We start from the raw sequence: 24,028 nt of genomic DNA, 5'->3' as shown, positions 1-24,028 counted from the left end.
GTCAACGATAACGCTGTAAGCCTGACATCCCCGTGCGTTCTGAGGTCCTTCGCGAGCAAGCTCGCTCCTACATTTAAAATCGGTGTTTCAGACGTTTACCGGTTGCGCTTTGGACACTCGCTTAGCCTTTGAGGCCGGGCGGTACAAAGTGTAGTAATAGGTCCCAAAACAAATCAGCCAGCAGAAAATCGCGGTCCACACGTTGTGCGAGAAGAAGTGCGCACCTTGCAACATCCTGCTCACGGAAAACACCGTGCCCAGGGCGAAGGCGAAAACAAACGCTTTACGGGCCAGGCGCGGGCGACGATCACGCAGCACAAAGAACAACGCAAACAGCGAGAAACCGGTAGCCGCATGACCACCGGGCCAGCAACGGCCAGGTTTGTCGGTAGGCGGGCGCGGGCTGAGCAGTTCGCTGTAGGTTTCGTGACCGCCGAACTGCTCCAGGCTCCAGGGGCATTGCACCGCCGTCACCGCTTTGACCGGAGTGACAAAGGCTGTCGCCAGCGCCAGCGACAGCACCAGACAGCCCAACTCCCGTTTGAACGGCTTGAGCTTGTCGACGAAAAAGGAGGCAATGAAACCGAAGATCGCCAACACCGAAAAGGCGATGACCACTTGTTTGGCCCGGTCGTGCACGATGTCTTCGAGAAAGTGATTGTGCCGCCCGATGAATTCACCCGCGACCGGGTCATAGAACAGCTTGGCAAGGGACATGTCCAGGGACGTCAGTTCGAGCAGCAGTAGAGTGATCGCCGCAATGGCGGGTATTCCCAGGCACACCCAGAAATTGAGAGGGCGAGAGACGGGACGGACAGCAGTTGACGACATGATGGATCCTGAACAATAGAACAGCCCCGAGCCATCAGCTCGGGGCTGTTCGGTTAACGGTCGCTGACCTGGTCGGTGCCCTCCGTGGGCGTCTTCCAGGCAAGCAGGCGTTGCTTGAAGCCATAACTGGCCGTTTGGTAGTAAGTCATTGCGCGGCTGATCAGCGGATCACTGGCCGTGGCCTGTGACTCGCGACCCCTGCGCTGCCAGCGGTGTGGTCGGCGACGAAGACGAAGATTGTATTATCGAACCACGGCTTTTTGCGCGCCTGATCGAGAAACTGACCAATGGCATAGTCGGTGTACTTCACTGCACCGTCGCGGCCACTTTAGCCATGTTGCGATTTGACAGTAATAAACTTGTTGATCCCTTCATTGAGCGGGTGAATTGATTTGCACGATCCCCAACCCTAGCTCTGAGCCACCGTTGGCCTTAAGCTGCGCGGGCCAAGACGGCCGTTACTGTGTACGGAGTAGATGCCCATGCGAATTTTATTGGTTGAAGACAACCGCGATATCCTGGCCAATCTGGCCGATTACCTGGGGCTCAAAGGCTATACCGTGGATTGCGCGCAGGACGGTTTGTCAGGTTTGCACCTGGCAGCCACCGAGCATTACGACTTGATCGTGCTCGACATCATGTTGCCCGGTATTGATGGCTACACCCTGTGCAAGCGCCTGCGTGAAGACGCCCGGCGCGACACACCGGTGATCATGCTCACCGCTCGCGATCAACTGGACGACCGCCTTCAAGGCTTCAAATCCGGCGCCGACGACTACCTGATCAAACCCTTTGCCCTGTCTGAACTGGCCGCACGCATCGAAGCCGTCATGCGCCGTACCCAGGGTGGAGGTCGACGCACTTTGCAGGTCGCCGATCTGAACTACGACCTCGATACCCTTGAGGTGACCCGCGAAGGTCGCCTGCTGAAACTCAACCCGGTCGGTTTGAAGTTGTTGGCCGTGCTGATGCAGAAAAGCCCTCACGTCCTGCGTCGCGAAATTCTCGAAGAGGCTCTGTGGGGCGATGACTGCCCGGACAGCGACAGCTTGCGCAGTCACGTGCACCAATTGCGCCAAGTGATCGACAAACCGTTCGCCAAGCCGTTGCTGCAAACCGTGCACGGCGTGGGTTATCGCCTGGCCGAGGGCCGTAATGGAGTTTAAGCAGAGCCTCGCTCAACGGATCATCATCGCCTTTGCGCTCATGAGCGCCCTGGTAGCGGGATCCTTCGCCATGGGCATCATGGCGACTGTGCACCTGGTGGAAGAAAAACTGATATCGGGCGGCCTGGGCGGCGATCTTCAGCGACTGTTGCTGATGGACAGTGTCACGGACTGGAGACATCGCCCCGAACCGGACCAACTGTTCTATTTCAGCGGCGGGCCGGGCGACTTCCAGTTGCCTAAGGATTTACGCCACCTTGAGCCGGGCTTTCACGAAGTGTTTCGTGACCACCTGTCGTACCACGCCATGGTCGAAGTCGTCGACGGTCGGCGTTACGTGCTGTTGCAGGATCAAAGCGATTTCGAAGAGCGTGAGCGCGTACTGTTTGCCGTGGTGCTGGTGGGCTTTGTACTGAGCCTGGCGTTGGCAGTGTTTCTCGGCTGGGTGCTGGCGCGCAAGGTGATGGCGCCCGTGGTGCGGCTGGCCCGTCAGGTTCGCCACCGTGATCAATTGTTGGGGCTGGCACCGCCGCTGGCACCGGATTACGCGGCCGATGAAGTGGGCGAACTGGCCGTGGCCTTCGACGCTACACTCGGGCGCTTGCGCCAGGCGTTGACCCGGGAGCGACTGTTCACCAGTGATGTCAGCCACGAACTTCGCACGCCCTTGATGGTGCTGGCCAGCTCCTGTGAGCTGCTGCTGGAAAACCCTGGCATTGATCAACGCGGCCGTGCTCAGGTCGAGCGAATCGCCCGTGCCTGTGAGGAAATGCGTGAGCTGGTGCAAACCTTCCTGATGCTGGCCCGCGCACAACGTGAAGACGCCAGCATGTCACCACAGCAATCGGTGAGCCAGGTAGCCAATGGCTTGCTCACGCTATGGCGCGAGCCGATCGAGGCCAAAGGGTTGAAGCTGATCTTCGAACCGGGCAAGCCGCAAAGTACGCAAAGCACTTACAACGCAACCCTCCTGCACGCCGTCATGGGCAACTTGCTGCGTAACGCTCTGCATTACACCGAGACCGGGTTCATCCGTCTGACCCTGACGCCCATGGGGTTCGTGGTCGAGGACAGTGGGGTGGGCATTCCCGAGGAAAAACGCGAGGCGATGTTCGAGCCTTTCGTTCGTGGCTCTGAAAAACGCGGTGAGGGCCTGGGGCTGGGGCTCTCGCTGGTGCAGCGGATTTGCGAAAACCAGGGTTGGAGCGTCAGCCTGACGACGATGGAGCCCAATGGCTGCCGGTTTCACGTGGAGTTGCATCCCTCGAAGGTGGCCTGATCGATTCATTCAAGGCGGCTGGCCCCGAGCCATCGCGGTCACCCAGTAACACGCTGGAATAGTTCAGGGTTGTACATCACTAAATTTTCACAGGTGCGTAACCTGACACTGACACCCATGTACCTAAGTTAGTGCTCATCAGTCGTTAGGAGACCTTGATGATGGACGGCCCGATCAAACTGGATTTTTCCGAACAATACGACGATCAACACGCTCAACGCTACCTGCGCCAGTATAAGGACGGGTTAGGCCGGCGCCTGTCCCACTGGCGTGATGAACAACTGGCCCGTAAGGCGCTGGCACTGGTCGATGAGCCGGGGCTGGTCCTTGATTTGCCGTGTGGCACAGGGCGTTTCTGGCCATTGCTTGCAGAGAAAAGCAATCGCGCAATCATCGGAGCCGACAACTCAGAGTCAATGTTGAAGATCGCCATGCAGGCGCAACCTGCCGATGTGGTAAAAAGGGTCCAACCCATGCTCATCTCGGCATTTGACATCGCCTTGCCTGATAACGCCGTCGACAGCATTTTCTGCATGCGCTTGTTCCATCACATCGGTGAAGCCGAGCGTCGACTGGTGATTTTACGTGAGCTGGAGCGCGTCACCCGTGACAGTGTGATCCTTTCGTTGTGGGTGGACGGCAATTTCAAAGCCTGGCAACGCAAACGTGCAGAGAAAAGCCGTAGGCAGGTAGGTTACCAAAACCGGTTTGTGTTACCGGCTGCCACGGTAGAAAAGGAATTCGAACAGGCGGGTTTTCGTATCCAGGAACAACTGGACTTTTTACCACTCTATGCAATGCGGCGAGTGTACGTATTACGCAAGCGGTAACCGGCTGGCGCCCTGATCGATCTCAAGAAGTGCCGGCAACGCCTGACCGCCCGTCGTGCCGCTGCCCATGACATGCAGCAACTGCGTCGCCACTCGTCGTTCAGCACGACGGACCGGTGAAAACTCGACTACTTTTATAAGACGGCGTTTGGCAGCGCTATCAAGGGTTTATAGCAATGAAACTCGAAATTGCACGAGGTGTATTTTTAACAGGAGCCTTGGCAGTTGCTTCACTGGCGGTAGCGGCTTGGGAGCAGCCCCGCACGCAAGTCCTCAGTTCAGTGAGCGCTGACGCTCAATGTTCTATGCCACGCGTTGCCAAGGCCTCCGTGGCAACTCGCCCCGATCATGATTTGTTGCTGTTCATGTTCGGACTCTCTCAAGGATTGAGGCCGCAAAGTTGAACAGATTAAAGCCAGCAAAAAAGGCCTCGCCAATGCGAGGCCTTTTTTTGTGCCCTTCAATCTTGCACAACCCCTGTGGGAGCGAGCCTGCTCGCGAAGGTGTGTCAGTCGACACCCATGCAGCTGACACACCTTCGCGAGCAGGCTCGCTCCCACAGGGGGGGTATGTGTGTCACTAAGGTTTATCGGGTTTTGCCAACAGCGTGTACACGCAAGGCAACACGAACAAGGTAAACAGTGTTCCGATGGACATCCCCGTGGCGATCACCGTGCCGATGTCGAATCGACTGACGGCGCCCGCGCCCGTGGCGATGATCAATGGCACCATGCCAAACACCATTGCAGCGGTCGTCATCAACACCGGACGCAGACGTATCGCCGCCGCTTCCTCCACCGCCTCGCGGGGCGTCAGGCCTTTGTCTTTGCGCAGCTGGTTAGCGAACTCGACGATCAGGATCCCGTGCTTGCTGATCAGCCCGATCAATGTCACCAATCCCACCTGGGTGTAGATGTTCATGCTCGACCAGCCCAGGAACAGTGGGATCAATGCGCCGCAAATAGACAGGGGGACCGTCACCAGAATCACCAGCGGATCGCGGAAGCTTTCGAACTGGGCGGCCAGTACCAGGAAAATAATCGCCAGTGCCAGGCCAAAGGTGACCCACAGCGCGCTGCCTTCCTGGACGTATTGCCGCGATGCGCCGGCATAGTCGAAGGCATAACCTGCCGGGGCCTCTTCGCGGGCGATCTGGCGCACGGTGTCGATGGCTTCACCGATGCTCACCAGCGGGACGCCGGACAGGATGGCCGAGTTGAGCTGCTGGAACTGATTCAACTGCCGCGGCCGCGCCCGGTCAGTCACGGTGATCAGGGTCGACAGGGCCAGCAGTTCGCCCTGGGTGTTCTTGACGTAATAGTTGTTCAGCCAGTCCGGGGTATTGCGGAAGGGCCGTTCAACCTGAGCAATGACTTTGTAGCTGCGACCTTCAATGGTGAAACGGTTGATCTCCGCTTCACCCAATAACGTCGCCAGTGTTCCGCCTAGCTCCTGCATCGATACGCCCATCTGCGCCGCCTTGGCACGATCGATATCCACCACCACTTCCGGCTTGTCGAATGCCAGGTCGATGTCGGCGAAGGCAAACTTGCCGGATGCCAGCGCCCGCTTTTTCACCCGGTCAGTCACTTGCAGCAGCGACTCGTAATCGTTGGAGGAGTTGATGACGAACTGAAAGGGCAAGCCCTGGCCAGTGCCTGGCAGGGAAGGCAGGTTGAAGCCGAAAATCTGCAACCCTGCGATGTTTCCCAGCTTGGCCTGGACCTGCGGAAGGATCTCCATCTGAGTCCGGTGACGCTCGTTCCACGGTTTGAGCAGGAAACCGCCGACCCCCGATTGCACGCCATTGAATCCATTGATCTGGAACGAAGAGTAGTACTCGGGAAACGCCTTGAAGATCGTGAGGAACTCGTCCGTGTAGGTGCTCATGTAGTCCAGGTTGGTCGGTTGCGGGGCGTTGGCCAGCATGAAAATGATGCCTTGGTCCTCGTCCGGTGCCAGTTCCGATTTGGTGAACTTGAGCAGCACCGGAATCAGGCACAGCACAATCACCGCGAACACCAGCACCACCGGCCGGGTGTTGAGCGTGCCATGGAGCATGCTCCGGTAACGGCGCTTGAGGCCTTCGAAAATCAGGTCGAGGCGATGAGCCAGGCCGCTGGGGTTTTCATCGTGACGCAGGAGCAGGGCGCACATCATCGGCGACAGGGTCAGCGCGACAATGCCAGAGATCACCACGGCCCCGGCCAGGGTCAGGGCGAACTCCTTGAACAGCGCTCCGGTCAGCCCCGTCAGGAAACCGATCGGGGCATAGACTGCCGCCAGTGTGATGGTCATCGAGATCACCGGCATGGCGATTTCCCGGGCGCCCTCGATGGCTGCGTCCAGCGGCGTCTTGCCGTCTTCGATGTGCCGATGGATGTTTTCCACCACCACAATGGCGTCGTCGACCACCAGCCCGATGGCCAAGACCATTGCCAGCAAGGTCAGCAGGTTGATCGAGTAACCCATCATCTGCATGAAGAACATCACGCCGATCATCGACAGCGGGATGGTGACAACCGGGATGACCACTGAGCGCAGCGCCCCGAGGAACAGGAACACCACCACGATGACGATCAGCACCGCTTCGAACAGGGTTTTGATCACCTCGTTGATTGAGGCCTGGATGAACAGCGTGGCGTCGTAGGCGATTTCACCTTTCAGGTTCGGCGGTAGCTGGGCTTCCAGGTCCGGCATGATCTTGCGCACTTCCTTGATCACATCCAGCGGGTTGGCGCCGGGCGTGGCCTTGATGCCGATGTACACCGAAGGTGTGCCACCGAAGGAGCTGACGGTGTCGTAGTTTTCCGCGCCCATTTCAACCCGCGCCACATCGCTGAGCAGCACGCGACTGTCGCCTTCGACCTTGAGCGGAATCGCGGCAAAGGCTTCGGCGGATTTGAGCTCGGTGTTGGCATTGATACTGGTGACCACGTACTCGCCTTTCACTTCGCCGGCAGCAGAGAGGAAGTTGTACTGGCGCACCGCGTTGGTCACGTCGCTGGCGCTCAAGCCGAACCCGGCCAGTTTTATCGGGTCCAGCCACAGGCGCATGGCGAATACCTGATTACCGAGAATCTCGGCTTCGGCCATCCCTGGCAGGGTCGCGAGTTTCGGCTGGATGACTCGGGACAAGTAGTCGGTAATCTGCGGGTTGCTCAGTTCCTTGCTGAAGAAACTGATGTACATCAGCGCCGAGGCATCGGCGGCTTCCTTGTTCAGTACCGGGTCTTCAGCATCCTGTGGCAGTTGGTTTTTTACCTCATTGGCCTTGGCCAGCAGTTCGGTAAACAAGCGATCACTGTTGGAACCGACGCGGGCGTAGATCGAAATCACCGAGAAGTTCTGGCGACTGACCGAGGTCATGTAATCAATACCCTCGGCGCTGGCCAGGCTCTGCTGCAGCGGTTGGGTGATGTAACCCTGGATAGTTTCGGCGTTGGCCCCCGGGTAGGCGGTGGTCACCGTGATCAGGGCGTTTTCCATTTTCGGGTATTGGCGCAGTGGCAACTTGCTCCAGGCCTGGAAGCCCAGCAGCACAATCAGCAGGCTGATCACGGTGGCGAGCACCGGGCGACGGATAAACGGGTCGGTAAAAGCCATAGGGATTCCTTGATCAGTCCGCGCGCGGCTGACTGTTCTTTTCGGCGAGGGTCTTGTCGTCGCTGATGGCAATGTGCGTGCCGTTGTCCAGCTTGATCTGGCCGGCCGTGACCACTTTTTCGCCGTTCTGCACGCCCTTGGTAATCATCACCTGCCCCTCGCGGCGCTCGCCTGTTTCGATGAAACGGCGCTCGGCGATCAGGATCGGCTGACCCTTGTCGTCCTTTTCAACGGTGCCGTCTTCGGCCTTTTTCTGCGCGACAACATAGAGCGAGTTGCCGTACAGCGTGTAGGTGATCGCGCTTTCCGGCACCACAATGTGCGGCTGCGGGTCTGGCAACAGGACTTGCAGGCTGGCAAACATGCCCGGCAGCAGTTTGCCGTCCGGGTTGGCCAGGGTGGCGCGGACCTGGACGTTGCGCGTGCTGTTCTCGAGTTTCGGGTTGATGGCACTGATGGTGCCGGGAAAGGTCTGGGACGGATAGGCCGCGACAATGACTTCTACCGGCTGGCTAATGGCGATCTTCGGCACCGATTGCTCGGGTATGAAAAAGTCGACGTAGAGACTGCTGAGGTCTTGCAGGGTGGCGATCATGGTGCCGGTGGCCACATAGTCACCGACGTCGACCTGGCGAATGCCGATGGTGCCGCTGAACGGCGCCAGGATACTTTTTTTACCGAGCGCAGCCTTGAGCTGATTGACCGTGGCCTTGCTCTTTTTCAGGACCGCCGAGAGCCGGTCGAACTCGCCTTTGGAAATGGCCTGGCTACCGACCAGTTGACTGCCACGGCTGTAATCCAGCTGCGCCAGCCCGAGGTCGGCAAGCGCGGTTTCCAGCAAGGCGCTTTCTACGGCGCTGTCGAGCTTGACGATCGGCTGACCGGCCTTGACCATCTGCCCTGACTGGAACTGCACATCCGTGACGGTGCCGTCGGTCTCCAGGCTAAGGTCCACCCCTTGCAGCGCCTTCAACGTACCGACAGTGGGCAAACGGACTTGCCACGGGCGCTCGGTGGCAGTGGCCACAGCGACACTTATCGGCGGTTTCGGCGCGGAGAAGCCTTGAACCATCGTGTAGATGGAGAAGGCTTTGTAACCGGCCAGCACCAGCACGACCAGCAGAACAACACCCAACATGATCAGCATGCGGCGACGCAGCATAGTTCCATTTCCTTGGAGAAAATCAGGTGAGACAGTCGGGAACATTACTCCGAGTGCGCGGCTGATTCCAACTGACACATTTCACCGGACGATCCCTGTAGCAGCTGGCGCAGCCTGCGTTCGGCTGTAGGAGCGAGCTTGCTCGCGAAAGACGTTAACGATAACGCGTTCATGTTGGAAAAACGTGCGCTCTCAGGTCTTTCGCGAGCAAGCTCGCTCCTACAGCCGAACGCAGGCTGCGCCAGCTGCTACAGGTCGGGTGTTCAGATGAGGTGCAGGTGGTTGTCCCAAAGGCCGGCAGGGAGTTCCAGCGGTTTTGCAACCAGATCGGTCTGACGGCAATCATAGTACCGGCACCGTCCTTGGCCCGAGGTCACGACAAAACCGTCGGCTACGGCCCCGACCCCGGCGCAATCGGCAAGCGGCGCGTCCAGGCGCACTTCAGCGCTGTCCAGGTCCCAGATGAAAAAGCGGTTGCCCCGTGGCGCGGTCAACGCGACCAGACGAAGTTCGCTGTGCACCGCGACGCTGGCGGTGTAATGCCCCATGGCTTGCAGTTGATGCTCGGGGACCGGGAAGGCCTCGAACGGTTGGCCGGGACGTTTGATGGCCAACAACTGCGACGGCTCGTGAGCATCGCCCATGAACTGTTGGCCCGCGACGATAGTGCCGTCGCCGGCAATGCCCAAATGCCGCACGCTGTTCATCTGCTGGGCGAGGGTTTCCTTGCTCAACAAGGTGCCGTCGCGTTGCATCAGCACCAGGCTCGGTTCCATGGCGTTGAGGTTCATCTCGACCCGGCTTTCGGCCTCGGTGCGAATCCCGCCGTTCGCCACCACCAGGGTTTCGCCGTCCGGCATCCACGACACTTGATGCGGGCCGACGCCGTGGGTAGGAATCTCGCCGCTGTGGATAAGTCGCCCCTCTTCAAACTTATACACACCCAGCACGCCGCGACCTGGGTCTGAGGTGTCGTTCTCGGTGGCGTACAGCCAGTCGCCGCTCTTGTGAATCACCGCATGACCGTAGAAGTGCCGGTTCGGTTGCGAGACCACAGTTTGCAGCAGCGTGCCGTCGCGCAGGTCGATCAGGTAACTTTCGGTGCCCGGCCGGCGTGCGACGAATAGCGCCATCGGCAGCGTCGGGTGGTTGATGATGTCATGGCAACGCTGGCCGACCTGGGTCGCAAACACCCGGGTGCCGTCCAGCCGATAGCCGACGGCATAATGCTTGCCGTCGTTATCGTCCCGCGCCGAGAGCAGCAGCGGGCTTGTGTCCTTTTGCTTGAACAGCGTCCAGCCGCCCAGTGTCACTGCTCCCAGCAGCAAACTACCTAACGTCAGAGCCTGGCGTCGCAGCATGGCACTCACCCTCATCAGTCACCGTCGTTGGCGTTGAAGCCCAGTTGAATGCCCAGCGCCTTGGCCAATTCGCCTTCGTGCAGGCGATGGACGACGTTGAGGCTGTCGTAGAGGTCATTGAGTTGCTGGCGACCCGCATCGTCGTTGAGCATTTCGGTCAGCGAGCGCTGGTTGCTGGCGAACAGTTTCAGGGACGCGGCGTAGGCGGCGCCGATCTTGTCGGCCAGAGGTTTCTGCTCGCTCGACAGCAGACCGCGCAGGCCTTTGTTGTCGACACCTTCCCACACCGTTTTGGCGGCAGCGAGACTGGCTTCCATGCCAGTCAGGGACGATTGGCTGCGCCAGGCATCGGCCTGGAACGGTTGCGGCACACCTTTAGTCTGACGGCCCATCGGCGTGCCGAGTTTTTTCTTCAGGGTGTCGAGTGCGGTGACTTGTACGCGCAGCAGGTCAGCAATGGCTTCGTGGGAATCGGCGTAACGCTGGTTCGGGAATTTGCTCATCTGCGCGAGCATGCCGTCAGTGCTGTTCCAGCTTTTCAGAATCTCTTCTGCCAGCTGTTTCTGACGTTCGCCAATCGCCTTGAGCAGTGGGCAATACTTGGCCTTTTGCGCGTCGTTGGCCACGTCCGGTTTGCTGTCGAACAGAATGTATTCGTAGGCCGAAAGGCCTTGTACCACGACGCTGGACTTGGCCAGGGCGGCGGCATCGATTTGCGGTTGCGCAGTGACCAGTTGCTCGACCTGACGGCCGACGAGGTTTTTCTTATCCGGCCAGAATTGCACTTGCCAGGCGCGATTGCCCTCGGCCAGCGGTCCGATCAGCAGCGGTTGCAACTCGGCCCAGGCCTTTTGCGCATGCAGGAAATCGGCGCGGGCGGTGTCGAGATTTTCCGTACCTTCGCAGTAGGCCAGCGCGCTGACAGCCAATTGGCGGTCGGCTTCAACCCAGCGGGTGTAGGTCGGCAGGATCACTGATTTGGCGATTGCCGCCGACGTGACGGCTTGCGGGTCCTGTGGCGAACAGGCGCCCAGGGCCAGTGCTGCAAGGCTGGTGAACAACAATTTGGGACGGAACATGTCGGGCTCCCGCTATGGATACGTATTAAAGGGAATTCAAAAACGCCAGCAACGCTGCGCGCTGCTCGGCATTGAAAGACAAAACCTGTTGCTGCGCGCCTTTGGCTTCGCCGCCGTGCCAGAGCACGGCTTCAAGTAGATTGCGGGCGCGACCGTCATGCAAAAACTGAGTATGTCCACTGACCGCTTGCGTCAAACCGATGCCCCACAACGGCGGCGTGCGCCAGTCGCGGCCACTGGCCTGGAATTCGCTGCGGTTGTCGGCCAGGCCGTCGCCCATGTCATGCAGCAGCAGATCGCTGTACGGGCGAATCACTTGATTGGCCAGTTCAGGTTCGGCGGCGTTGGCGGCGGTGGTGTATTTGGGGGTGTGACAGGACTGACAACCAGCCTGGAAAAACAATGTTTTGCCGGCCAGCACGTCGGGCGCGCTGACATGGCGACGGGCGGGAACCGCAAGGTTACGGCTGTAAAACAGCACCAGGCGCAGGATGTTGTCGCTGACTTCTGGCTCGCCATTGGGGCCGCTGCCATTCGGTGCCTGTTTGCAGGCCGTTTGTGTGTCGGTGCAGTCATCAACGGGTTTCAGGCGGGTCGTGAGCCCCATGTCACCAGAAAACGCGTGAGCATTTTGCTGGTTGAGGTTGGGTTGCCCGGCTTTCCAGCCAAATCGGCCGAGAACGGTTTTTTGCTGCGCGTCGTCCCAGACCCGGTTCGGGCGTCCGGCGATGCTGTTTTTGTCGGCGGCTTGTGCGGCAGCATTGGCCAGAATCGCTTCCTCGGGAATCGCTTCGAGCAAGCCCAGGCCAATCATCGGCGGCGCAACCCTGGCCGAGAAACGGGTGTCAGGGTGCATCGGGCCATAGCCGAGCTGGGTGATGTTCAGGCTCGGCTTGCGCAACTCGACGTCGGTGCCGTCCTTGAAACGCACGGCAACCGGCGTGTAATCGACGCGCACCTTGCCTTCCGGGGCGACGCCAGGCACGGCCATGTCCTGCAATTGCCCGCCGTAGACCGGCTCCGGAACGACGCCGAGCTGTTCGATCACGTTGGCATAGGCCGGCGCATCGGGAATCGACAGGCGCACCAGCATGGACACGGCATTCGGCGAATCCGGGGTTGGCGGATGGCCACGGCCGTCCTTGATGTGGCAACCCTGACAGGCGTTGGTGTTGAACAACGGGCCAAGGCCGTCCCGGGCGGTGGTGGTCGACGGCGCGATCACCCACGGGCTGCGGAAAAAACTGTTGCCGACGCTGAAGTCCACCCGTCGTGACGGCGGCAAGTTAGCGGAAGGCAGGGAGAATGAGTTCTGATCGGTCTTGCGCACAGTGGCGCTGCCACCGGACCGGGCTTCACCGGGTTCGGCCTTGGTAAAGCGTGGGGCGTCATCGCAGGCACTCAGGCCCAGGGCCAGAAACAGAGCGGACAAGCGAAGCAGCAGCGGGGACATCAGGCATCCTGCAAGACGAGCAAAACAAGGGCGCAAAGTCTAACAGGGCAGGGGAGTTTGAATAAGAGGAATTATCGTTTAGTTAATTTGAGGCAGGGTTTATCTGGAAACAACGATCCCCTGTAGGAGCGAGCTTGCTCGCGAAGGTGTGTCAGCTAATGAGATGTCAACTGACACACCATCGCGAGCAAGCTCGCTCCTACAGGGGGCTGTGGCAGGCATGAAAAAGGCGACCCGAAGGTCGCCTCTTTATTCAGTCAGCGTTGATCAAAAATCGTGATCAGCGTTGTCCGGGTTCAGGTCGGTGATGCCCAGTTTGGCAGCGGCGGTTTCGATCGAACCGGTCTGTTTGACCAGGGAAGCAATAGCGTCGCGGACGATCTGATTGCCAGCGGTGTTGCCGGCAGCGATCAGTTGGTCGTAATGCTCACCCTTGTTGGCGTGATCAACCATGACCTGGATCTTGGCTTCGGTCGTGGCCAGATCAGCTTTCAGCGCGGTGTCGGCAGCCGGATCAACGGCGGCCACCAGGGACGACAGGCTGGCGCCGGCCATTTTGGTGCCGTCGACGCGGGTGTATTCGCCCAAATACACGTTACGAATGCCTTTGGCATCGTAGAAGTGTGAATTGTGGGTGTTATCGCTGAAGCAATCCTGTTCGTCTTCAGGGGAGTTGGCTTCCAGGGAAACTTTCATGCGCTCGCCCGCCAGTTCGCCCAGGGACAGACTGCCCATGCCGAACAACATTTTGCGCAGGCCGGTTTCAGCCGGTTCTGCTTCCAGCTTGGCGCGGTAGTTGTCGGCCACGTTCGGCTTCCAGTTACCGACCATTTCTTCCAGGTCGCTGACCAGCAGTTGGGTCACGGATTTGAGGTAAGCGCGACGGCGATCGTTGTGACCGCCAGTAGCGCCGGCGCCTTCCAGGTAGTCGGACGCAGGACGGTTACCGGCGCCAGGGCCAGTGCCGTTCAGGTCCTGGCCCCAGAGCAGGAATTCGATGGCGTGGTAGCCCGTAGCGACGTTAGCCTCGGAACCGCCCAATTCGTTCAGGCTGGCGAGTTTTTCCGGGGTGAGGTCTTTCACGTCGACCTTGTCTTCGCCGATCTGAATTTCGGTATTGGCGATGATATTGGCCGTAGCGCCCGGGTTACCGAGTGCGTGTTCGTAGGATTTGTCGACATAGTCGATCAGGCCTTCATCCAGGGGCCAGGCGTTAACCTGGCCTTCCCAGTCATCAACGATGGTGTTGCCGAAGCGGAACACTTCGCTCTGCAGGTAAGGAACGCGAGCAGCAATCCAGGCCTCTCTAGCGGCTTTGAGGGTGTCGGCGTTCGGCTTCGCAAGGAAGGCGTCGATGGCAGCTTGCAGGTTTTTCGCGGTGGATTCGGCATCGCTGTAAACGGCAAAGACCATGTCGGCGTAATGCGCAACAACGGCTTTGGCGGCGGCTTCATCGACTGTGCTGGCAGCGGCGGGAGCCTTGACTGGAGTGGTCGTGGTGGCGACTGGTGTAGGCGTTTGCGCAGTGGTGGCCTTGTCTTTGTCTTTACCTTCGCCACAACCGGCGAGGGTAATAGCGATGGCTAACAGACTGGCGGTAGCCAGAGGCATACGAATCATGGCGAACATCCTGCTTCGAGAGGGGTGGAATGGCGCTGCACGCGCGCAAAGCTGCGACATAATGCAAATCTTTCGCATTATGTGTAAAGCGTTGTAGCTGGAAATATTTCTTATTTAGCTTAAAAGATCGCCGCCTCGCTTCACTCTTCTGTAGGAGCGAGCTTGCTCGCGATGAATTTGAAGGCGGCGCATTTTTTCAGACATCACGCGTCATCGTTCACGTTCATCGCGAGCAAGCTCGCTCTACAGGGTACGCTTTTTACAAAATGGCGGCGTTACTGCGCTGGGCCTGTTTCAGGTAGGCACCCAGCTCCCGTGCCGGCAGCGGTTTGCTGTAGAAATAGCCCTGACCTTCGTGACAGCCTTCAGAGATGATGTAGGCCTCTTGCTCGGCGGTTTCCACGCCTTCGGCAATCACCTGCATGCCCAGGCTTTTACCCAACTGGATAATGGCCCGAACGATGGTCGCATCGTCGTCGTCATCGAGCAGGTCCTGAACGAAGCTCTTGTCGATCTTGATCTTGTCCAGCGGCAGGCTTTTCAGATAGCTCAATGACGAATACCCGGTGCCGAAGTCGTCAATGGCGATGAGCGCGCCGGAACGACGCAGGCTCAGAAGGTGCTGGGCGGCGGTGCTGATGTCTTCCATCAGGCCGGTTTCGGTCACTTCCAGTTCCAGGCTGCGCGGTGGCAGGCGGTAGATCTGCAGCAGGTTATTGACCACTCGCGGCAGCTCGGCATGGTGCAGTTGCACCGTGGACAGGTTTACCGCCATGCGCAGGTCGCCGAAACCCTGGTCATGCCAGTCGCGCAATTGCTTGCACGCCTGGTCCAGCACCCATTCACCAATGGCGATGATGGTGCCGTTCTGTTCGGCGAGGGGGATAAACAGGTCCGGCGGCACCAGCCCGTGTTCAGGATGTTGCCAGCGAATCAATGCCTCGACGCCCACCACGCGGTGATCGCGATAGCTGATTTGCGGTTGATAGACGAGGTAGAACTGATCGCAGGCCAAGGCATCGCGCAGGTCTTTTTCCAGCTCGCGACGGCGGCGCATTTCGGTGTCGACGCTGGCGATATAGAACTGGTATCGGTTGCGCGAACGCGTTTTGGCCAGCGTCATGGTTTGTTCGGCTTTTTGCAGCAACTTTTCGGTGCTGTTACCGTCTTCGGGGAACAGCGTGATGCCGATGGTGGCGCGCAGGCGAATCTCTTGATGATCGAGGGCAAACGCCGCTTCCAGGTCATCGAGAATGCTTTGGGCCAGTTCGGCTGCTTCGTAGGGTTGTTCGATATCAGCCTGAACCAGGGCGAACTGGTCGCCGCCGAGGCGAGCGAGGGCGCCAAGGCGACCACTGTGGGCTCGCAAGCGATCGGCCAGGGCCAGCAACAGTTGGTCGCCGGTCTGGTAGCTGAACTGTTCGTTGATGCCCTTGAAGTCATCGAGGCCGACACACAGCACCGCGACCCGACGCTGCAATTTGCCCGCGTCGACCAGGATCTTGTCCAGCTGCTGCTGCAATTGCTGGCGGTTCGGCAGGCCGGTCAGGAAGTCGTACTGGGCCATGCGCAGCAGGCTGTTTTCCGCTTCATGGCGTAAATGGGTGTTGCGCTCGATGGACTCGAGCAACTGGTTGGCGGTGTTAATCCAGATCCCCAACTCGTTTTTCTCGTGCCCTTTGAGCTGCGGAATTTTGTGTTCGCTGGGGCGGTCCGGGTTGATTTCGGTCAGGTGCTCGATGATCCGCGACAGCGGTTTGGTCAGCAGCCAGTGATAAACCAGATACAGCACCAGGCCCATGGCCAGTGCGCGCAAAACGCCGGAAATAAAGATGATCACCGAACTGACGATAAAACTCTGGCCGTAGGTGGCGGTGTCGAGGGTAATGCTCAGGTCGCCGTAATACTCGCTGTAAGGGCCGCGACCCACCAGTTGTGTGGTGAAGGTGCGTTCCTTGCCGAGGATCAGGTCGGTCAGCCAGCGACTGTGGGAGTGCTGCAACTCGCGAGATTTTTGCGCAAGCATGGCTTCGTTGGGATGGCCGATGGAGGCCTGGCGCACGGCATCGTCCTGAAACAGGCCTTCGATGACCTGCATGCCCATCTCCCGGTCCAGGCTGTAGACGGCCTGGGTCGAGGGGTCGCGGAACATGTCGAGGATACGCTGAGCATCGGTGGCGACGGCCTGATGTGTTTTATAGGCATCGAAAACAATCTGCGCGCAGCTCAATACCACGCCCACGATCAATGCCGACAGGAGCACGACCCGGAGCAACTTCACCGACAAGCTGTTCTTGAGTTCCAGCTTCAAAGAGTCATTCCTTGTTCCGTGCGGGTAGCATCAAGTTGCCATGAGTATTGGCAATCCCGTGATGGCAGTCAAAGGGACATTCATTCACAGGGGATTTTGACTATGGCTTGGCCGATATGCTGCTGTTTGGAGACAGTGACCTATTAGCACTGTGTCGGTTGTCGAGTCCTTCAACTTGAGAGGAATGTGACCTTATTTTCCTTTCGTTTGATGTTAGACGGCTGTGGCGGCGGGGCAAGGTGCTGAATGCGGGTTTCAATGTGGGAAATTGCCCCGTTTTTTGCAGAGGTGCGCCATTTCACGGTGGGAAGCGTACTTTTCCGGTTACCCACAAAAAAAAGGCGACCCCCTCACAGGGGTCGCTTTTGGATTAACGGCGACTATCGCTTACTCCGACAGTTTGTATGCAATCACATAGTCACCTTGTTTGGTGCCCAGCGAACCGTGACCGCCAGCAACGACGAGCACGTATTGCTTGCCGTCCTTGCCGGTGTAGGTCATCGGCGTGGTTTGCGCGCCCGCTGGCAGGCGGCCTTCCCACAACTGCTTGCCGTTTTTCACGTCATAGGCGCGCAGGTACTGGTCAAGGGTGCCGCTCAGGAAGCCCACGCCACCGGCGGTGGTGAAGGTGCCGCCCAGGCTGGGCACGCCCATGCTCAGCGGGATCGGAACCGGCGAGCTGTCGCGCACGGTGCCGTTTTTGTGCTTCCAGAGGGTTTTGGCGGTGGTCAGGTCGACCGCCGCCACGTAACCCCATGGTGGCGCCTGGCAGGGCAGGCCCATTGGCGACAGCAGTGCTTCGAGGATCACGCCATACGGTGCGCCTTTATTGGGCTGCACGCCTTGGGTTTCGCTTTTGCGCGGGCCTTGGGCGGCGATTTCTGCGGCGGGGATCAGTTTCGATTTGAACGCCATGTAGCTCGGGTTCATGAAAGCAATCTGACGCACCGGGTCAACCGAGATACCACCCCAGTCAAACACACCGAAGTTACCTGGATAAACAATCGAACCTTGCAGCGACGGCGGCGTGAACGGACCGTCGTAGCGCATGGATTTGAAATCGATCCGGCAGATCAGTTGGTCAAACGGGGTCACGCCCCACATGTCACGCTCTTGCAGCGGCGGCGGCATCAGGTTCAGGTCGGATTTCGGTTGGGTGGGCGAGGTGTGATCACCGGCGACAGCGCCTTGCGGCACCGGTATTTCGTTGATCGGCACGATGGCCTTGCCGGTGCTGCGGTCCAGGACGTAAATGCTGCCCTGCTTGGTGGACGCCAGTACCGCCGGTTTCACACCGTCCGCCGTTTTCAGGTCCATCAGGGTTGGCTGGCCGCCGACGTCCATGTCCCACAGGTCATGGTGGGTGAACTGGAAGTGCCAGCGCACTTTACCGGTGGCGATGTCCAGCGCGGTCAGGCCGGCGGAGTACAGTTCCGAATCAGGGGTACGCCCCCCACCGAACTGGTCCGGGGTCTGGTTGCCCATCGGCAGGTAGAGCATGCCGAGTTTTTCGTCGACCGCGAACATGGACCACATGTTCGGCGAGTTGCGGGTGTAGACCTTGCCGTCGGCAATAGGTGTCGTATCGTCCGGCTTGCCGCTGTCCCAGTTCCACACCAGTTTGCCGGTGTGCACGTCAAACGCGCGGATAACGCCGCTAGGCTCGTCGGTGGAGACGTTGTCGGTGACGTGGCCGCCAATCACTACCAGGTCTTTAGTCACGGCCGGTGGCGAAGTGGAGTAGTAACCGCCGGCATTGAAGCTGCCGATGTTGGCGCTCAGGTCGATCTGACCTTGGTTGCCAAAGTCTTCGCACATTTTGCCGGTGTCGGCGTTCAGGGCAATCAGACGGGTGTCGGCGGTCGGCAGGAGGATCCGGCGCGGGCAGGCGCTGGCGACGGGCGTGCTGGCGCTGCCGGTCGAGCTCTGCTCGGACGCGTATGCAGCGTCATCGTGATAGGCCACGCCACGGCAGGTCATGTGCGCCCAACCCTTGAAGTTCGCCGCGTTTTGCGTGGAAAGCTTCGGATCGAAACGCCAGAGTTCCTTGCCGGTGTCCGGGTCCAGTGCGATCACCTTGCTGTGCGGTGTGCACACGTAAAGCATGCCGTTGACTTTCAGCGGGGTGTTTTCGGCCGTGGTTTCGCCTGGGTCGTTCGGCCCGGGCAGGTCGCCGGTGCGATAGGTCCACGCCGGAACGAGTTTGTTCACGTTTTGCGGGGTGATCTGCGCCAGGGGCGAGTAACGATCGCCGTGGGCACTGCGGCCATAGGAGTTCCAGTCACCGTCGGGCATGGCCGGCGCGGTGTTGGTCATGCCCGGCACGCTGTCGCGGTCCAGTTGGCCTTTGATTTCACCGGGGTTGGTGAACTGGCTGGCAAGTGCCGTAGCGCCCGCCAGTACCACGGCAACGCTCAGAGCGGCGGTGCCCATCGGTGCAGCGCCTTCGCGCAGCAACGGACGGCGCAACCACGGCAGTAACATGACGATGCCCAGTGCAAACAATAGCGCCAGACGCGGCACCAGTTGCCACCAATCGAGGCCAACTTCCCACAAGGCCCACACGGTACTGGCAAACAGCACCAGCGCGTAGAGGCCCAGGGCGGCGCGGCGGGCGACCATCAGTAGCACGCCGGTCAGTGCCAGACCGATACCGGCCAGCAGGTAATACAGCGAGCCGCCGAGCATGCTCAGCTTGATCCCGCCGGCCAGCATGGCCAAGCCCATTAGCAGAAGCAGAATGCCGAGCAGGGTCGGCAATAGACGGCTTCGACCCAAAGCACCATCAGTGCTCATAGTGTGGTTCTCCGTGACGTTTCAGGTAGTCCCGCGCAAGTTCACTGTAGATGACGATCCGGCGCAGGCATGGTTCAGGTTAAAAAATGAACGGTTGATGCAGTCCTTTGTGGGAGCGAGCCTGCTCGCGATAGCGGTGGGTCAGACAAGATCAATGTTGTCTGTGCTGACCTCTTCGCGAGCAGGCTCGCTCCCACAGGTTTTGCGGGGTTCTTAAAAGGATGATGTGATCTTGATCCCGCCAATCAGTGCGTCATCGACCTCGTTCACGCCACCGGGGTGGCGGATGTATTGCAGGTTGGGGCGCACGGTCAGCCAGTTCGTGACGTGCACGCCGTAATAAAGTTCGCCGCTGTATTCGGTGTCCTGGGGTGGCAGGAACGACGGATCGTCGTAGTCGAAAACGGCGTGGGCATGATTGGTCGCCTCGGCATTTTTACGGTAGGCCGGGTTGACGTGGACCCGGGCGAGTGCAAAGCCGATGTCGTCTTTGGCGCGGGCATCGAACAGGCCTTTGTAGACGACGCCCGCCTGGACGTAGTTGTCGATGGCGTTGGTCTTCTTATCGTGCATCGTGCCGTTGGCGAACACGCTCAAGCCGCGCGCGTTGTCGCTGGCACGGCTAGTGATCTGCTGTTGAATACCGAGCCACACGCCGTGCTTGCTCGACGCGCTGCGGTAAGCCTCGCCGGTCAGGGCGGCGGGCTGGCCATTGCTGTCCTTGTAGACATCGGTGGCGTTGGCGCTGCTGTAGTAATAACCGGCGCGGTACTCGCCCGGCAGGCCATTGAGCTTGGGCGACCACACCAGCTCCACCGGCAGGATCGCGCCTTGGGTGCCGCTGCCGCTGAGCTTGAAGCCGTTGCCGCGATCCAGGTTGGACGGGTTTTGCTCGTAGGCGCCAACCTGTGCGTACAGCTGCGGCGTCAGGTGATATTTGACCCGCATCGCCCACTGGCTGACCGGCCAGTTGTACCAGATATCCCCCGCCCAGTTACCGACCTGAGAGCCGCAGAACGCCAGGTTCTGGAAGTCGCAGGGGAAGCTGTTGAAGTCTTCGCCTTCGCCGAATCGACCGACTTTGATGTCGAGTGTCTGATCGACGAATGTCTGCTGATACCACATCTGCGTCAGGCGCCAGGTCTGGCCACGGCCCCAGACTTCCTGAGCCGAGGTGAAACCGCCAACGCGCGGGTCGTTGATCCGGTCGTTGCTGATGTTGTTGCCGTTGCGCTCGGTGATGGTCAGCTGAAACTCAGCGCCGTCCCAGCCGAGGATTTTCTGCAAGTCCAGGTGTGTGCCGAGGCCAAACTGATCGCTGTAACGCGCGGTGCGGTCATGGTCGTAGCCGCCGTGCAGATTGCTGCCCATCTCACCGGTGTAATCGACTTTGAAGTCGTAGCCTTTGTCCGAAAGTTCGGTGCGGGTACCGTTCCAGTCGCCGAGCATCCACGGTGATTCACTGTCGAAGGCCGGGGCCGCCTGGGTGCACGTGGTGAGGCCCAAAGCGGTAAATCCGCCGATCAGGTTCAGGGCTTTGCGGCTGGCAACCGGGGTGCAGACAGCGCTGTCTCTCGAGGATTGAAAGTAAGGCATAAAGAGGAAATTCTGGGTCTTTTTCTGGGGGGTAAACTGAAAGCAGCAGGAGTGAAACTGACAGAAGAAACGTTTCAGCTTGGGCGGGCGCAAGGATAATGTTCTGTTACAAATAGAGAAAGCGCTTTTACTGACATGAATTCTTTCGGATTTTGTAACAGTCCCCTGTAGGAGCGAGCTTGCTCGCGATGGTGTGTCAGTTGACACCTATCCAGCTGACCCACCATCGCGAGCAAGCTCGCTCCTACAGTTGAACGGTGTAGTTTTCAGGATTCGCCTACATTTACGAGATAGCGCACAGAGCCCTTCCACCCAATCACCCCCTCGGCTAAGGTGCGCGCCTTCCCATCCTTTCAACGCTCGAAGGCCCGGCATGACCGAACAGAACAACAACCCGCTACACGGTGTGACGCTGGAGCAAATCCTCAACGTCCTGGTGGAACACTATGAGTGGTCGGGGCTGGCCGAGCGCATTGATATCCGCTGCTTCAAGAGTGACCCGAGCATCAAGTCGAGCCTGACGTTTCTGCGCAAAACCCCGTGGGCGCGGGAAAAGGTCGAACGCTTGTACGTTAAGCTGATGCGCACCAAGCGACCGCTCTGAACATGGTCACCCAGGCGGCACCCGGGTCTGTCGCGCGGCGTCGTTTAGTTGTTATGGGCGCGGTGCTGGGTTGGGCGGGGCTGACTATTCAGATGTACCTGGTTTTCTATTCACGCTGGAGCCTTGAAGCCAGTTTGCTCGGTGGGCTGGTGAGCTTTTTCAGTTATTTCACGGTGCTGACGAACACGCTCGTGGCCACCGTATTGACCTGTGAGTGGACATCCCGCGAGTCGTCGGCGCGGCGCTGGTTTTTACTACCGTCAGTGAGCAGCGGCATTGCGGTGAGCATCGCCGTGGTCGGCCTGGCTTACAACGTGTTGCTGCGCCATCTGTGGCATCCCGAGGGCTGGCAGTGGATCGCCGATGAGCTGATGCATGACGTCATGCCGTTGCTGTTTCTGGCTTACTGGTGGTTGTGTGTGCCGAAGGGCACGTTGCGCCTGCGACTCATCATGCTGTGGGTGATTTTTCCGATTGTGTACTTCGCGTACTCGCTGCTGCGTGGGCATCTGCTGGCGGTTTATCCCTACCCGTTCATTGATGTCGAGAAGCTGGGTTATCCACAGGTGTTTGTGAATGCGGGGGGACTGTTGGCGGGATTTGTTCTGATTGCTTTGATGGTGATTGGGCTGGATCGGTGGCTTGGGCGTCGTGGTAAAGGCATGGATTTGTAGGGTTTGTGACATCGCTATCGCGAGCAGGCTCGCTCCCACAGGGGGCTGGTGTATGCCGATCCAATGTGGGAGCGAGCCTGCTCGCGATGGGGACCTAAAGGCTGTCACTCCTCGTCGCTTTGATCCAGCCGCCAGTAACCAACGGTTTTGACCAACTGCTCGTTCAGCCCGTGCTCATCGAGCAACACTCTACGGATTTGACGCGACACTTTGGTTTCGGTCGCCACCCATGCATACAGATTGCCGCTCGGCACTTGCAGTTGCTTGACGGTGGTCAGCAGGTTGTTCTTGCCACCTTCGCGCAGTACCCAAATCACATTGATCTGCGCGGCGCTTTCCAGACGCTGCTGCTCGGCGCCGTTCTCCACTTCCACAATCACCAGCGCACGCCGGTTGGCCCCCAGGCCTTCCAGGCGTCGGGCGATGGCGGGCAGGGCGGTTTCATCGCCGATCAGCAAGTAGCTGTCGAATAGGTCCGGCACGATCATCGAACCGCGTGGCCCGGCGATGTGCAGGAACTGGCCTGGCTTGGCCTGTTCGGCCCACGTCGCGGCAGGGCCGTCGCCGTGCAGCACGAAGTCGATGTCCAGCTCCAGCGTGTCGAGGTCGTAACGGCGCGGTGTGTAGTCGCGCATCGCCGGCATCGGCCCGTTGTCTTTGCCGGCGCCCAACACCAGGGTTTCCAGCGCCGCTTGCTCCGCCGCGTTCTGTGGGAACAGCAGTTTCACGTGATCGTCCGTACCTAGGCTGACGAAGCCGGCAAGTTCCGGGCCGCCCAGCGTAATTCGGCGCATCCGCGGGGTCAGGTCGACCACGCGCAACACTTCCAGTCGACGGCGTTTAATTTCATGCAAGACGCGGTGAATGGTTTGGATCACTTCAGTCATTCGGCTGTCTCCGATGCGGTTGGAACGGCAGGGCCGTCGACGATGGCTTTGGCAGTGTCATTGAGCAGGGTGGCGACGCGCAGGATTTCTTCCGGGCTCCAGCGACCGTGATGCAGTTGCAGTGCATGACGCAAGTTATGCACAGCCTCATGAATTTCAGCCGGGCGATCATGGCCACGCAACGAACGCTTGCTGACATCGATGCGCATCCGCACACCGTCGAGGGCAATCGCTTGCTCGCTCAAGGACAGACGGCCGGCGTCGGTCACGCTGTAGCGCTTTTTTCCACCTTCGGCGTCGCCCTGGATCATTTCGCTTTCTTCCAGAAAGGTCAGGGTCGGATAGATCACGCCGGGGCTCGGGCTGTAGGCGCCGTCGAACATGCCTTCAATCTGGCGGATCAAGTCGTAGCCGTGGCAGGGCTGCTCGGCGATCAGTGCCAGCAGTAGCAATTTCAGGTCGCCGGGAGCAAATACCCTTGGCCCGCGACCTCCGCGTTCGCGGCCAGGGCGCTTTTCGAAGCCGTCACGGCCATCGCCGTGCTCGCGGTGGGGGGAATGATGGTCTCTCATTTTTCCTTCTCTTTGTCGTGTTTAGATACAACTTAAGATATATCTTAAGTGGACGCAAATTTCTTTGACCAATGGTCATCCAAGCGAAACCCCCGATGGGGCAGGGCTAAAAGGATGCTGAGTCTGTTATTTAGAGTAATTGGACTAATATCCATCTAATGTTAGTTGTAATCATTATCTAGATATAAGTAGTATCAATCT

General features: G+C 59.2%; 18 protein-coding genes and 2 pseudogenes. 7 read left to right on the top strand and 13 right to left on the bottom strand.

Going from position 1 to position 24,028, the window contains the following annotated elements:
- Positions 1 to 87: 87 nt before the first annotated feature.
- Positions 88 to 831 carry a phosphatase PAP2 family protein gene (locus AC1MDT_RS16920; RefSeq protein ID WP_480418196.1) on the bottom strand — a complete coding sequence of 248 codons (744 nt, stop codon included), beginning with the start codon at positions 829 to 831 and terminating at the stop codon, positions 88 to 90.
- Between the two features lie 53 nt (positions 832 to 884).
- A pseudogene (locus AC1MDT_RS16915) lies at positions 885 to 1,159 on the bottom strand (sulfatase-like hydrolase/transferase); the annotation flags it as partial.
- 154 nt (positions 1,160 to 1,313) lie between these two features.
- Here AC1MDT_RS16915 and colR point away from each other — a divergent pair.
- From colR to AC1MDT_RS16890, 5 genes and pseudogenes are all read left to right on the top strand, one after another.
- A complete protein-coding gene (colR, locus tag AC1MDT_RS16910; RefSeq protein ID WP_414910041.1) occupies positions 1,314 to 1,997 on the top strand; it encodes a two-component system response regulator ColR in 684 nt (227 codons plus the stop codon).
- A complete protein-coding gene (locus AC1MDT_RS16905) occupies positions 1,987 to 3,276 on the top strand; it encodes a sensor histidine kinase (protein WP_480418195.1) in 1,290 nt (429 codons plus the stop codon). Before colR ends, AC1MDT_RS16905 begins: the two co-directional genes overlap by 11 nt.
- Positions 3,277 to 3,437: 161 nt before the next feature.
- Positions 3,438 to 4,106, top strand: coding sequence for a class I SAM-dependent methyltransferase (locus tag AC1MDT_RS16900; RefSeq protein ID WP_480422811.1), 669 nt, complete (start codon positions 3,438 to 3,440; stop codon positions 4,104 to 4,106).
- A gap of 9 nt (positions 4,107 to 4,115) precedes the next feature.
- Positions 4,116 to 4,226: pseudogene (locus AC1MDT_RS16895) on the top strand (lipopolysaccharide kinase InaA family protein); the annotation flags it as partial.
- A 56-nt stretch (positions 4,227 to 4,282) separates the two neighbouring features.
- Complete coding sequence (locus tag AC1MDT_RS16890) at positions 4,283 to 4,510, top strand: hypothetical protein (protein ID WP_480418194.1); 228 nt, start codon at positions 4,283 to 4,285, stop codon at positions 4,508 to 4,510.
- Between the two features lie 175 nt (positions 4,511 to 4,685).
- Here AC1MDT_RS16890 and AC1MDT_RS16885 read toward each other — a convergent pair whose 3' ends face one another.
- The 9 genes from AC1MDT_RS16885 to AC1MDT_RS16845 form a co-directional block, all read right to left on the bottom strand.
- Positions 4,686 to 7,712 carry a multidrug efflux RND transporter permease subunit gene (locus tag AC1MDT_RS16885; RefSeq protein WP_480418193.1) on the bottom strand — a complete coding sequence of 1,009 codons (3,027 nt, stop codon included), beginning with the start codon at positions 7,710 to 7,712 and terminating at the stop codon, positions 4,686 to 4,688.
- A 13-nt stretch (positions 7,713 to 7,725) separates the two neighbouring features.
- Positions 7,726 to 8,874, bottom strand: coding sequence for an efflux RND transporter periplasmic adaptor subunit (locus AC1MDT_RS16880; RefSeq protein WP_480418192.1), 1,149 nt, complete (start codon positions 8,872 to 8,874; stop codon positions 7,726 to 7,728).
- A 263-nt stretch (positions 8,875 to 9,137) separates the two neighbouring features.
- Entirely contained in the window at positions 9,138 to 10,235 is a 1,098-nt protein-coding gene (locus AC1MDT_RS16875) for a DUF1513 domain-containing protein (RefSeq protein WP_480418191.1), read from the bottom strand.
- A 14-nt stretch (positions 10,236 to 10,249) separates the two neighbouring features.
- Complete coding sequence (locus AC1MDT_RS16870) at positions 10,250 to 11,314, bottom strand: imelysin family protein (protein ID WP_480418190.1); 1,065 nt, start codon at positions 11,312 to 11,314, stop codon at positions 10,250 to 10,252.
- Positions 11,315 to 11,339: 25 nt separating this feature from the next.
- The gene (locus AC1MDT_RS16865; RefSeq protein ID WP_480418189.1) at positions 11,340 to 12,767 is read right to left on the bottom strand and encodes a di-heme oxidoreductase family protein; all 1,428 of its coding nucleotides are present in this window, start codon (positions 12,765 to 12,767) and stop codon (positions 11,340 to 11,342) included.
- Positions 12,768 to 13,034: 267 nt separating this feature from the next.
- Positions 13,035 to 14,387: an imelysin family protein gene (locus AC1MDT_RS16860; RefSeq protein WP_480418188.1), complete on the bottom strand. Its 1,353-nt coding sequence runs from the start codon at positions 14,385 to 14,387 to the stop codon at positions 13,035 to 13,037.
- A 259-nt stretch (positions 14,388 to 14,646) separates the two neighbouring features.
- Positions 14,647 to 16,698 carry a putative bifunctional diguanylate cyclase/phosphodiesterase gene (locus tag AC1MDT_RS16855; RefSeq protein ID WP_480418187.1) on the bottom strand — a complete coding sequence of 684 codons (2,052 nt, stop codon included), beginning with the start codon at positions 16,696 to 16,698 and terminating at the stop codon, positions 14,647 to 14,649.
- Positions 16,699 to 17,085: 387 nt separating this feature from the next.
- On the bottom strand, positions 17,086 to 19,494 hold the full coding sequence (locus AC1MDT_RS16850) for a glucose/quinate/shikimate family membrane-bound PQQ-dependent dehydrogenase (RefSeq protein ID WP_480418186.1): 2,409 nt from the start codon (positions 19,492 to 19,494) through the stop codon (positions 17,086 to 17,088).
- 213 nt (positions 19,495 to 19,707) lie between these two features.
- Positions 19,708 to 21,090: a carbohydrate porin gene (locus AC1MDT_RS16845; RefSeq protein WP_480418185.1), complete on the bottom strand. Its 1,383-nt coding sequence runs from the start codon at positions 21,088 to 21,090 to the stop codon at positions 19,708 to 19,710.
- 373 nt (positions 21,091 to 21,463) lie between these two features.
- Here AC1MDT_RS16845 and AC1MDT_RS16840 point away from each other — a divergent pair, with 373 nt between their 5' ends.
- Positions 21,464 to 21,694, top strand: coding sequence for a VF530 family protein (locus AC1MDT_RS16840; protein WP_059406114.1), 231 nt, complete (start codon positions 21,464 to 21,466; stop codon positions 21,692 to 21,694).
- Between the two features lie 2 nt (positions 21,695 to 21,696).
- The gene (locus tag AC1MDT_RS16835; protein WP_480418184.1) at positions 21,697 to 22,368 is read left to right on the top strand and encodes a Pr6Pr family membrane protein; all 672 of its coding nucleotides are present in this window, start codon (positions 21,697 to 21,699) and stop codon (positions 22,366 to 22,368) included.
- Positions 22,369 to 22,472: 104 nt separating this feature from the next.
- Here AC1MDT_RS16835 and AC1MDT_RS16830 read toward each other — a convergent pair whose 3' ends face one another.
- Both AC1MDT_RS16830 and AC1MDT_RS16825 read right to left on the bottom strand, forming a co-directional pair.
- On the bottom strand, positions 22,473 to 23,255 hold the full coding sequence (locus AC1MDT_RS16830) for a siderophore-interacting protein (protein ID WP_480418183.1): 783 nt from the start codon (positions 23,253 to 23,255) through the stop codon (positions 22,473 to 22,475).
- Positions 23,252 to 23,827 carry a PadR family transcriptional regulator gene (locus tag AC1MDT_RS16825; protein WP_480418182.1) on the bottom strand — a complete coding sequence of 192 codons (576 nt, stop codon included), beginning with the start codon at positions 23,825 to 23,827 and terminating at the stop codon, positions 23,252 to 23,254. The genes AC1MDT_RS16830 and AC1MDT_RS16825 overlap by 4 nt, the downstream gene beginning before the upstream one ends.
- Positions 23,828 to 24,028: the final 201 nt, after the last annotated feature.

The sequence above is a fragment of the Pseudomonas sp. ASL7 genome (assembly GCF_056680375.1).
The sequence above is the reverse complement of the archived record's forward strand: the minus strand, read 5'-3'. Positions and strand labels throughout refer to the sequence as shown.

What these genes read in the sequence shown, in the direction of transcription:
- AC1MDT_RS16830 (WP_480418183.1), bottom strand. Translation starts at nt 23,255, where the DNA reads ATGACTGAAGTGATCCAAACCATTCACCGCGTCTTGCATGAAATTAAA.
- AC1MDT_RS16840 (WP_059406114.1), top strand. Translation starts at nt 21,464, where the DNA reads ATGACCGAACAGAACAACAACCCGCTACACGGTGTGACGCTGGAGCAA.
- AC1MDT_RS16905 (WP_480418195.1), top strand. Translation starts at nt 1,987, where the DNA reads ATGGAGTTTAAGCAGAGCCTCGCTCAACGGATCATCATCGCCTTTGCG.
- AC1MDT_RS16860 (WP_480418188.1), bottom strand. Translation starts at nt 14,387, where the DNA reads ATGATTCGTATGCCTCTGGCTACCGCCAGTCTGTTAGCCATCGCTATT.
- AC1MDT_RS16875 (WP_480418191.1), bottom strand. Translation starts at nt 10,235, where the DNA reads ATGCTGCGACGCCAGGCTCTGACGTTAGGTAGTTTGCTGCTGGGAGCA.
- AC1MDT_RS16865 (WP_480418189.1), bottom strand. Translation starts at nt 12,767, where the DNA reads ATGTCCCCGCTGCTGCTTCGCTTGTCCGCTCTGTTTCTGGCCCTGGGC.
- AC1MDT_RS16870 (WP_480418190.1), bottom strand. Translation starts at nt 11,314, where the DNA reads ATGTTCCGTCCCAAATTGTTGTTCACCAGCCTTGCAGCACTGGCCCTG.
- AC1MDT_RS16890 (WP_480418194.1), top strand. Translation starts at nt 4,283, where the DNA reads ATGAAACTCGAAATTGCACGAGGTGTATTTTTAACAGGAGCCTTGGCA.
- AC1MDT_RS16920 (WP_480418196.1), bottom strand. Translation starts at nt 831, where the DNA reads ATGTCGTCAACTGCTGTCCGTCCCGTCTCTCGCCCTCTCAATTTCTGG.
- AC1MDT_RS16825 (WP_480418182.1), bottom strand. Translation starts at nt 23,827, where the DNA reads ATGAGAGACCATCATTCCCCCCACCGCGAGCACGGCGATGGCCGTGAC.
- colR (WP_414910041.1), top strand. Translation starts at nt 1,314, where the DNA reads ATGCGAATTTTATTGGTTGAAGACAACCGCGATATCCTGGCCAATCTG.
- AC1MDT_RS16900 (WP_480422811.1), top strand. Translation starts at nt 3,438, where the DNA reads ATGGACGGCCCGATCAAACTGGATTTTTCCGAACAATACGACGATCAA.
- AC1MDT_RS16885 (WP_480418193.1), bottom strand. Translation starts at nt 7,712, where the DNA reads ATGGCTTTTACCGACCCGTTTATCCGTCGCCCGGTGCTCGCCACCGTG.
- AC1MDT_RS16835 (WP_480418184.1), top strand. Translation starts at nt 21,697, where the DNA reads ATGGTCACCCAGGCGGCACCCGGGTCTGTCGCGCGGCGTCGTTTAGTT.
- AC1MDT_RS16845 (WP_480418185.1), bottom strand. Translation starts at nt 21,090, where the DNA reads ATGCCTTACTTTCAATCCTCGAGAGACAGCGCTGTCTGCACCCCGGTT.
- AC1MDT_RS16880 (WP_480418192.1), bottom strand. Translation starts at nt 8,874, where the DNA reads ATGCTGCGTCGCCGCATGCTGATCATGTTGGGTGTTGTTCTGCTGGTC.
- AC1MDT_RS16850 (WP_480418186.1), bottom strand. Translation starts at nt 19,494, where the DNA reads ATGAGCACTGATGGTGCTTTGGGTCGAAGCCGTCTATTGCCGACCCTG.